Here is a 9,376-nt window from a genome sequence, read left to right on the forward strand (position 1 = left end):
CATTAAATGACTTCTCCGCTTATTAATACTGATAAGCGGAGAAGATCATTATCATTTAATTTATTTGCCACATTTCCAATTCTTCTTGTTTTTCTAACCAGCTAGATTCCACAACTTCTAGTTCTTTTTTCAGCGAAGCTTGTTGAGTAAGAAGCTGTGTAAGTTGATCCTTATTCTCACTCAAATAGAGATCATTATCAGCTAAACGCTCTTCAATTATTGCAAGTTCAGTAGAAAGTTGTTCTAGCTGTTTTTCTAACTTTTGAATTTCTTTGCGTAGTGGAGCAGTTTGCTCGCGCAATTCTGCTTCTCGACGTTTTTGCTCTTTACGTTGTAAAAACTCGTTCTCTTTTGTTGGTGCTTGGTTATTAGAGGCTGTATTGTCTGTTGGTTCTAAGCTAAGTAACCATTTTTGATAATCTTCTAGATCACCATCAAAATTATCGACTTTATGATCATGGACTAAATAAAATTCACTTACTGTATTACGCAATAAATGGCGATCGTGTGAAACCACAACTAACGATCCCTCATAATCCATGAGTGCTTCCGTTAAGGCTTGGCGCATATCAAGATCAAGGTGGTTAGTCGGTTCATCGAGTAACAATAAGTTAGGACGTTGCCAAACAATTAACGCCAATACTAAACGTGCTTTTTCACCACCTGAAAAAGAACCAATTGCCTGTTTTACTTTATCGCCATGGAACGCAAAACCACCTAAATAATCACGTAATTCTTGTTCGGTTTTGGTCGGTGCTAATTTTTGTAGATGCCAAAGTGGGCTTTCTTCAGCACGCAAAATATCTAATTGATGTTGAGCAAAATAGCCAAGTTGTACACCTTTAGCTAATTGAATAGTACCTGTTTGTGGAGGAAGCTCTCCAGCTAATAATTTGATTAACGTAGATTTCCCAGCACCATTTTGACCGAGTAAGCCGATGCGAGAGCCTGGAACAAGATTTAATTTTACTTGTTGTAAAATGGTTTTATCGCCATAACCTGCACTAACTTTTTCCATAGAGAGTAATGGATTAGGCAAGAATTCTGGTTCTGGAAAATGGAACGAAAACGGGCTGTCAATATGCGCTGGGGCAATTAATTCCATCCGTTCTAACGCTTTAATCCGACTTTGTGCTTGTTTTGCTTTAGTTGCCTTAGCTTTAAAACGATCAATGAATTTCTGTAAATGGGCGATTTTTTGTTGTTGCTGTTGATATAAGGCGTTTTGTTGTGCTAGCTTAGATGCCCTTAAAATTTCAAATGATGAATAATTACCTGTATATTCAAATAGTTGCTGTTGCTCAATATGAATAACTTTATTGATAATAGGATCAAGAAAATCACGATCATGTGAGATCAATAATAGTGTACCCTGATAATTTTTCAGCCAACTTTCTAGCCAAATTACAGCATCAAGATCTAAGTGGTTGGTTGGCTCATCTAATAAAAGTAGATCGGAACGACAAAGTAATGCCTGAGCAAGATTTAAACGCATACGCCAACCACCAGAAAACGATTTTACGGGTAACTGTAATTGGGATTCTTCAAAACCTAAGCCATGCAATAATGTGGACGCTCTGGCGTGAATTGTCCACGCATCAATGGTATCTAGTTGAGTATGTAAATTAGCAATGCGATAGCCATCATTCTGTTGATTGGCGAGCTCAAGTTCTTGTTGTAAACGGCAATATTCACGATCACCTTGAATGGCATAGTCTAGGGCGGAAATTTCTAGTGCTGGGGTTTCTTGGTTTACCCAGCTAATTTCCCAATTTTTAGGATAGGTTACATCTCCCCGTTCTGGGAGTAATTCACCTTTGATTAAAGCGAATAAAGAAGACTTTCCGCAGCCGTTTTTACCGACTAAACCGACTTTTTGTCCGGGAGTAATAGTGGCATTTGAATTTTCAAGTAAAGTTGTTACACCACGTTTGAGAGTTAAATTTGTAAAAGTTAACATTTTTAGGTATGCTCTTGATTAAGTTTACTATTTTTGAATTTTTTAGGATTGCTCAATGTTTGATTCTTTTTTAGTTCAATTTGTTGTTTTATGGGCAGTAATTGATCCTATTGGTTCTGTTCCTGTCTATCTTACCAAAACTATTGGTCTATCTGCGACAGATCGTAAGAAAATAGCCAGAAATGCAGTGTTAATTGCTACTGGAATTTTGTTTTTCTTTCTCATCACAGGACAATTTTTATTAGAAGCCATGCAAATTCCACTTACTGCTTTCCAAGTAGCAGGCGGATTAGTCTTGTTATTATTTGCGCTCACTATGGTATTTAGTGAGGGGAAAGCAGAACAAGAAATGCGTCTATCTTCTAATATTAATGAATTAGCTGTTTATCCATTAGCGGTACCTTCGATTGCTTCTCCAGGTGCAATGATGGCGATTGTATTATTAACCGATAATCATCGTTTTAGTTTTACTGACCAAATTATGACAGCAGTGATTATGGCCTTAGTATTACTGATTACTTATTTATTATTGTTAGCAGCAAATCGTATTCAACGTTTAATTGGTACAACTGGGGCAGCGATTGTCAGTCGAGTAATGGGATTAATTTTGGCGGCAATTGCAGTAAATCATATTCTAAGTGGAATTAAGGCATTTTTCATGGAAGTGATACCAACTGTAACTTAATTGTTACAGAGATTTTTACTAGAAGATAACCTACAAGGCAGAATTAGTGATAGAATAGCCACTATTTACATGTCAAGAGAAGAATTTATGCCTTTAGGGAATTTATATATTATTTCTGCGCCTAGTGGAGCGGGAAAATCGTCATTAATTTCTGCATTATTACAACAACATCCTAGTTATGAAATGCAGGTATCTATTTCTCATACTACACGTAAGCCTCGTCCAAATGAAGAAGACGGAAAGCATTACTACTTTGTTGATCATGCTGAATTTGAACGTTTAATTGCGGAAGATGCGTTTCTCGAATATGCTGAAGTATTTGGAAATTATTATGGTACTTCATTATTAATGATTGAGCGTTCTTTGAAACAAGGAATTGATGTATTTCTTGATATTGATTGGCAAGGCGCACAACAAGTGCGTAAGAAAGTGCCTGGTGCAAAAAGTATCTTTATTTTGCCCCCATCAATTCAAGAATTAGAACGTCGCTTAATTGGTAGAGGGCAAGATTCAGAAGAAGTGATTGCCGGTCGTATGCAGAAAGCTATAAGTGAAATGAGTCATTATGATGAATATGATTATTTAATTATTAATGATGATTTTGATCAGGCGCTCAATGAAATTAAGGTGATTTTGAAGGCAGAGAAATTAAAAGTTGGGCGTCAAGTACAACGTCATCAATTATTAATGTCGCAACTACTAGCGAAAACAGAATAGCTCTAGTATCATATTCAACCTTTTTTCTTGATTGATTATTGAACAATTTACATAAATTTTTTGGAGAGAACTATGGCACGTGTAACCGTCCAAGATGCAGTAGATAAAATTGGTAACCGTTTTGACTTAATTTTAACCGCAGCACGTCGTGCGAGAGAGTTACAATTGCACGTACGTGAACCACTAGTACCAGAAGAAAATGATAAACCAACTGTGATTGCATTACGCGAAATCGAAGAAGGTTTAATCAATAATGATATTATGGATGCACAAGAACGCCACGATGCTTTAGAACAAGAACATGCAGAATTACAAGCTGTTTCTTTATTAGCTGACGTGGAATAATCTTAATTTAATTGTTTTACCGAAGAACGAGTTATGTATTTATTTGAAAGTTTACATACCATCATTAAAAGTTATTTGCCTGATGATCAAATTGAGTTGGTTAAACGTGCTTTTATGATCGCACGTGATGCTCACGAAGGGCAGACTCGTTCTAGTGGTGAACCTTATATTACCCATCCAGTTGCAGTCGCTTCAATTATTGCGGAAATGCGTTTGGATCATGAAGCCGTGATGGCGGCGTTATTACATGATGTAATTGAAGATACACCTTACACAGAAGAAGAACTGACAGCGGAGTTTGGGAAAAGTGTTGCTGAAATCGTAGAAGGGGTTTCTAAATTAGATAAATTAAAGTTTAGAACTCGTAAAGAAGCGGAAGCAGAAAACTTCCGTAAAATGATTTTGGCAATGACACAAGATATTCGTGTTATTTTAATTAAGCTAGCTGACCGTACTCATAATATGCGTACATTGGGAGCGTTACGTCCAGATAAACGCCGTCGTATCGCCAAAGAAACCTTAGAAATTTATAGTCCATTAGCCCATCGCTTAGGGATTGAGCATATTAAGAACGAATTGGAAGATCTTGGTTTTGAGGCGTTACATCCACATCGTTATCAAGTGTTACAGAAAGTGATTCAAAATGCGCGCGGTAATCGTAAAGAGATGATCCAGCGTATTACTGATGAGATTAAAGGACGCTTGGATGATGTTGGGATTAAAGCGAGAGTCTTTGGACGTGAAAAGCACCTTTATTCAATTTATCAAAAAATGAAAATGAAAGAACAACGTTTTCATTCGATTATGGATATTTATGCTTTTCGCACTATTGTGCAAGACGTTGATACTTGTTATTGCGTATTGGGACAAATGCACAGCTTATATAAACCTCGTCCAGGACGAGTTAAAGATTATATTGCCGTACCTAAAGCCAATGGTTATCAATCGTTACATACTTCAATGATTGGACCACATGGTGTGCCAGTTGAAGTACAAATCCGTACTGAAGATATGGATCAAATGGCTGAAATGGGAGTTGCAGCTCATTGGATTTATAAACAGGGTGGGAAAAATGACAGTACCACAGTACAAATTCGCGCACAGCGTTGGTTACAAAGCTTAATTGAATTGCAACAAAGTGCAGGAAATTCATTTGAGTTTATTGAGAATGTAAAATCTGAATTATTCCCAGATGAAATTTATGTCTTTACGCCAAAAGGTCGTATTGTTGAATTACCTGCTGGAGCAACACCAGTTGATTTTGCGTATGCAGTACATACCGATATAGGGCAAACTTGTATTGGAGCGAGAGTAGATCGTCAACCTTATGCGCTTTCTCAGGCGTTACAATCAGGGCAAACAGTTGAAATTATTACTGCACCATCAGCTCGTCCTAGTGCCACTTGGTTAAATTTTGTGGTAACCGCAAAAGCCAGAGCGAAAATTCGTCAAACATTGAAATCATTACGCCGTGATGAAGCAATCATTTTAGGCAGACGTCAATTATTCCATGCATTATCACCAGCGAAATTGGACGATATTGATCCGAATACACTCGCTGCTTTATTGGCAGAATTAAAATTACAATCTTTGGATGATTTATTAGCGGAGATTGGATTAGGTAATCAAATTAGTGTCGTGATTGCACATCGTTTATTAGGCGAGAAGTTAGAGATAGATACAGATGGTGATCCAACCAACAATAATTACCATGAAACAGATACTGGAGTATTAATCAAAGGTGTTGATGGGCTATTGATTAATTTTGCTAAGTGTTGTCATCCAATTCCTGGCGATCCAATTGTGGCTTATGTGAGCCCAGGTAAAGGTTTGGTGATCCATCACGAATACTGTGCCAATATTCGTCACCGTGATGAAAATGCAGATCACTATATGCCAGTAGAATGGGAGAAGAGTGAGAACAGTGTTGAATTTGAAGCTGAATTACGTATTGAAATGTTAAATCAACACGGTGCATTTGCTAATCTTACTTCTGTAATTACTTCTGCAGGAAGTAATATCCAAAGTATTTGGACTGAAGAGCGAGATGGGCGTGTTTATCAGGTATTTGTAGTATTAACTGCACGAGATAAAAATCACTTAGCAACCATTATTCGTAAAATTAATGCAGTATCTGGTGTGGTAGATGTATTGCGAAATATTAATGAATAAAGTGAATGCAATCGGAAAATTTATTAGATAACTTGCCTCTATCTGTCCTTTCTGGCGTGGGAGCAGCCATGTCAGAAAGATTATCTCGCTTAGGAATTCGTTCTGTTCAAGATCTCTTATTTCACTTTCCTCTCCGTTATGAAGATCGTACTCATATCACGCCCTTAAAAGATTTACGACCAGATAGTTATACAACGATCGAAGGTATTGTACAGACTTGTGAAGTACAATTTTCAAGACGTGCTATGTTAGTGGTGTCATTATCAGATGGCAGTTCAAAAATTATGCTGCGTTTTTTTAATTTTAATGCGGGTATGAAAAATAGTTTTACTCCAGGAGCAAGAGTAAAAGCATTTGGCGAAGTGCGGCGTGGTCGGTTTATGGCAGAAATGCATCATCCCGAATATCGGATTGTTAAACATAATGAACCATTGCTTATGGAAGAGAATTTAACACCGATCTACCCTTCAACAGAGGGCTTAAAACAGGCTTCATGGCGAAAATTAACCGATCAAGCATTAGCTTTATTAGCTAAAAAAGAAGTTCAAGAATTGTTGCCTGCTGCATTTAATCCAAGTGGTTACGATCTTAAAACTGCAATTCAATTTTTACATCGTCCCCCTGCGGGTACACTTGCCGCTGTATTAGAGAAAGGCGAGCATCCAGCACAAACGCGTTTGGCGTTTGAGGAATTGTTAGCACATAATTTAGCAATGCGGCAAAGTAAGCAGGAAGCACAGCAACATTTTGCTAAACCTTTGTGTTATCAGACTAATATTAAACAACAGTTTTTACAAACATTACCTTTCCAGCCTACAAATGCGCAATTACGTGTTGTAGCAGATATTGAACAAGATTTAAAAAAATCCCAACCAATGATGCGGTTAATTCAAGGTGATGTTGGTTCAGGGAAAACGCTAGTTGCTGTGTTAGCAGCATTGGTGGCATTGGATAATCAGCAACAAGTGGCGATTATGGCACCAACCGAAATTCTTGCTGAACAGCATTTTAATAATTTTTCACAATGGTTAATACCTTTTGGTATTCAAGTGGGTTGGTTAGCTGGCAAAGTGAAAGGTAAAAAAAGACAACAAGTTTTAGCGCAGATTCAAACTGGCGTAGTACAAGTTGTCATAGGTACGCATGCTCTGTTTCAAGAACAAGTTGAGTTTTCTTCGTTGTCTTTAGTGATTATTGATGAACAACACCGTTTTGGTGTAGAACAACGCTTGATGTTGCGGGAAAAAGGGGCAAAAGAAGGTGTTTTTCCTCATCAATTAATTATGACTGCGACACCTATTCCTCGTACGTTAGCGATGACAGTATATGCCGATCTTGATATTTCAATTATTGATGAACTTCCACCAGGTCGCACACCAATAAAAACAGTAGCGATTGCTGAAGATCGCCGAGATGAATTAGTGCAACGAGTTTATCGAGCTTGTACCAAAGATAAGCGACAAGTATATTGGGTATGTACATTGATTGATGAATCTGAGGTATTAGAAGCGCAAGCAGCGGAAGCGTTAGCAGAAGATCTGAAAAAAGCATTACCTAGTTTACGGATTGGTTTAGTACATGGACGCATGAAACCGCAGGAAAAACAAGAAATAATGGCAATTTTTAAAGCGGGAGAAATGGATGTCTTAGTGGCGACGACAGTAATTGAAGTTGGGGTTGATGTACCAAATGCCAGTTTGATGATTATTGAAAATGCGGAAAGGCTAGGCTTATCGCAACTACACCAATTACGCGGGCGAGTTGGTAGAGGACAAGTAGAGTCATTTTGTGTATTACTTTATAAAACGCCATTAGGGAAAATTTCTCGTCAACGTTTGGATATTATGCGTACTAGTAATGATGGTTTTGCAATTGCCGAAAAAGATCTAGAAATTCGAGGACCAGGTGAAGTTTTAGGAGTTAAACAAACAGGTGCAGCAGAATTTAGAGTCGCAAATTTAGTGAGAGATCGGCGATTATTACCTGCGGTACAACGCTGTGCTAATCAATTAATGAGCGAACGTTCGGTAAATATCAATTTATTAATTCAGCGTTGGTTACAACAAAGGACAGTATATTCTAATGCTTAATTATCAAGAGTATCGTCATTATTTACAGCAATTAGTTTGGCAAGAGGATTTTAATCAACTGCCAAAATTACAACAGCGATGGCTTACCATTACTGGATCTCTTACGGCAGCATTAAAGCAACAATGTGAGAGATTTACTGTTACTCCAATTTTTGAAGGTTGGATTAAGGATAACAGTCATCCTTATGCGGAAAAATACTTTTCTGAAGCGGAATATTGGTTACGAGAAGTGATTCTATCTGGGGATGAGCAGCCTTGGATTTTTGCTCGTACAGTAATACCATCATCTACCTTTCAATCTTATGCAACAGAGATCCAACAATTAGGGAAACAACCCATTGGTGAGTGGCTTTTTCAACAACCGATAACTCGTTCGCAATTAATGTGGCAGACAGGTAAGCTAGGATTTGCCCGCCGTTCGACACTAATGCTTGCGGAATGCCCTTTTTTTATTAGTGAGCTTTTTCTTGATGATTTTTGGCGAAAGGCATAAGATCGCCAACCAAAAATCAAAACTCCTTTCAATTCGCTTGTTATTATGGCAAAGATACCAACTATTTTATTTTTTGATTCTGGTGTAGGTGGCCTAAGTGTTTATCGAGAAGTAAAAGCACTATTACCACAATGCCATTACTTATACTGTTTAGATAATGCATGTTTTCCCTATTCTGAAAAAGCAGAAGCATTTATTGAACAACGTTGTGTCGCAATTTGTAAAAAAATTGCAGAAACTGAACCACTCGATTTAATAGTCATTGCCTGCAATACAGCAAGTACAATCGTATTGCCAGCGATGCGAGAACATTTTTCGTGTCCGATTGTTGGTACGGTTCCAGCAATAAAACCAGCAGCACAAAAGACAAATACCAAAGTGATTGGATTATTAGCAACAAAAGGAACAATAAAAAGATCTTATGTTGATGATTTAATTAACGAGTATGCGCAAGGCTGTGAAGTAAAACGATTGGGTACAACAGAGTTAGTACAGATTGCAGAACAAAAATTACATGGTAAACCAGCAGATCATTTCGCCGTGATGCGAGCAGTTGCTGAATGGCGATATGAATATGAATTAGATACGGTAGTATTAGGTTGTACACATTTCCCATTGTTAAAAGCTGAATTAAAAGCCTGTTTACCACAAGTAAGTTTCTTTATTGATTCAGGAAAGGCAATCGCCAAGCGGGTACAATCTTTATTGCCATTTGATCTTCCAGCACAGTCATCAAAACAACAAATTGTTTTTTGCACTGCACCATTCCCAGATCAGGATAACGTAAAAAAAATGTTTGCTGAATGGGGGTTTGGTGTATTACAACAATTGCTCGTTGAATAAACAAAAAGAGTAAAAACTCATCTTTCAAAGCTAAAAATTAGGCAATTAATAAATTTTTTATAAAATTATGC

The 9,376-nt window shown here is 37.5% G+C and carries 8 protein-coding genes; 7 read left to right on the forward strand and 1 reads right to left on the reverse strand.

The window, feature by feature from the left end; genetic code table 11:
• Positions 1-55: 55 nt before the first annotated feature.
• Complete coding sequence (locus PF272_RS11620) at positions 56-1,960, reverse strand: ABC transporter ATP-binding protein (protein WP_271142881.1); 1,905 nt, start codon at positions 1,958-1,960, stop codon at positions 56-58.
• 55 nt (positions 1,961-2,015) lie between these two features.
• On the opposite strand from PF272_RS11620, the gene PF272_RS11625 reads away from it, so the two are divergent.
• The 7 genes from PF272_RS11625 (at position 2,016) to murI (ending at position 9,305) form a co-directional block, all read left to right on the forward strand.
• Positions 2,016-2,645 (forward strand): MarC family protein, encoded by a 630-nt coding sequence (locus tag PF272_RS11625; RefSeq protein ID WP_271142882.1) that lies wholly within the window; start codon positions 2,016-2,018, stop codon positions 2,643-2,645.
• A gap of 87 nt (positions 2,646-2,732) precedes the next feature.
• Positions 2,733-3,362, forward strand: coding sequence for a guanylate kinase (gene gmk, locus PF272_RS11630; protein ID WP_065239394.1), 630 nt, complete (start codon positions 2,733-2,735; stop codon positions 3,360-3,362).
• A 72-nt stretch (positions 3,363-3,434) separates the two neighbouring features.
• Complete coding sequence (gene rpoZ, locus PF272_RS11635; RefSeq protein WP_065234884.1) at positions 3,435-3,707, forward strand: DNA-directed RNA polymerase subunit omega; 273 nt, start codon at positions 3,435-3,437, stop codon at positions 3,705-3,707.
• A 33-nt stretch (positions 3,708-3,740) separates the two neighbouring features.
• The gene (gene spoT, locus PF272_RS11640) at positions 3,741-5,879 is read left to right on the forward strand and encodes a bifunctional GTP diphosphokinase/guanosine-3',5'-bis pyrophosphate 3'-pyrophosphohydrolase (RefSeq protein WP_271142883.1); all 2,139 of its coding nucleotides are present in this window, start codon (positions 3,741-3,743) and stop codon (positions 5,877-5,879) included.
• A gap of 5 nt (positions 5,880-5,884) precedes the next feature.
• Positions 5,885-7,969, forward strand: coding sequence for an ATP-dependent DNA helicase RecG (gene recG, locus PF272_RS11645; protein WP_271142884.1), 2,085 nt, complete (start codon positions 5,885-5,887; stop codon positions 7,967-7,969).
• A complete protein-coding gene (locus PF272_RS11650) occupies positions 7,962-8,462 on the forward strand; it encodes a chorismate--pyruvate lyase family protein (RefSeq protein WP_271142885.1) in 501 nt (166 codons plus the stop codon). Before recG ends, PF272_RS11650 begins: the two co-directional genes overlap by 8 nt.
• Before the next feature lie 45 nt (positions 8,463-8,507).
• Positions 8,508-9,305 (forward strand): glutamate racemase, encoded by a 798-nt coding sequence (gene murI / locus PF272_RS11655; protein WP_065238137.1) that lies wholly within the window; start codon positions 8,508-8,510, stop codon positions 9,303-9,305.
• The last annotated feature ends 71 nt before the right edge of the window (positions 9,306-9,376 follow it).

The organism is Gallibacterium faecale, assembly GCF_027920745.1.
GTDB classification, from domain to species: Bacteria; Pseudomonadota; Gammaproteobacteria; order Enterobacterales; family Pasteurellaceae; genus Gallibacterium; species Gallibacterium faecale.

Coding starts and splice junctions, on each gene's coding strand:
- PF272_RS11620 (WP_271142881.1), bottom strand. CDS start 1,960: ATGTTAACTTTTACAAATTTAACTCTCAAACGTGGTGTAACAACTTTA.
- PF272_RS11625 (WP_271142882.1), top strand. CDS start 2,016: ATGTTTGATTCTTTTTTAGTTCAATTTGTTGTTTTATGGGCAGTAATT.
- gmk (WP_065239394.1), top strand. CDS start 2,733: ATGCCTTTAGGGAATTTATATATTATTTCTGCGCCTAGTGGAGCGGGA.
- rpoZ (WP_065234884.1), top strand. CDS start 3,435: ATGGCACGTGTAACCGTCCAAGATGCAGTAGATAAAATTGGTAACCGT.
- spoT (WP_271142883.1), top strand. CDS start 3,741: ATGTATTTATTTGAAAGTTTACATACCATCATTAAAAGTTATTTGCCT.
- recG (WP_271142884.1), top strand. CDS start 5,885: ATGCAATCGGAAAATTTATTAGATAACTTGCCTCTATCTGTCCTTTCT.
- PF272_RS11650 (WP_271142885.1), top strand. CDS start 7,962: ATGCTTAATTATCAAGAGTATCGTCATTATTTACAGCAATTAGTTTGG.
- murI (WP_065238137.1), top strand. CDS start 8,508: ATGGCAAAGATACCAACTATTTTATTTTTTGATTCTGGTGTAGGTGGC.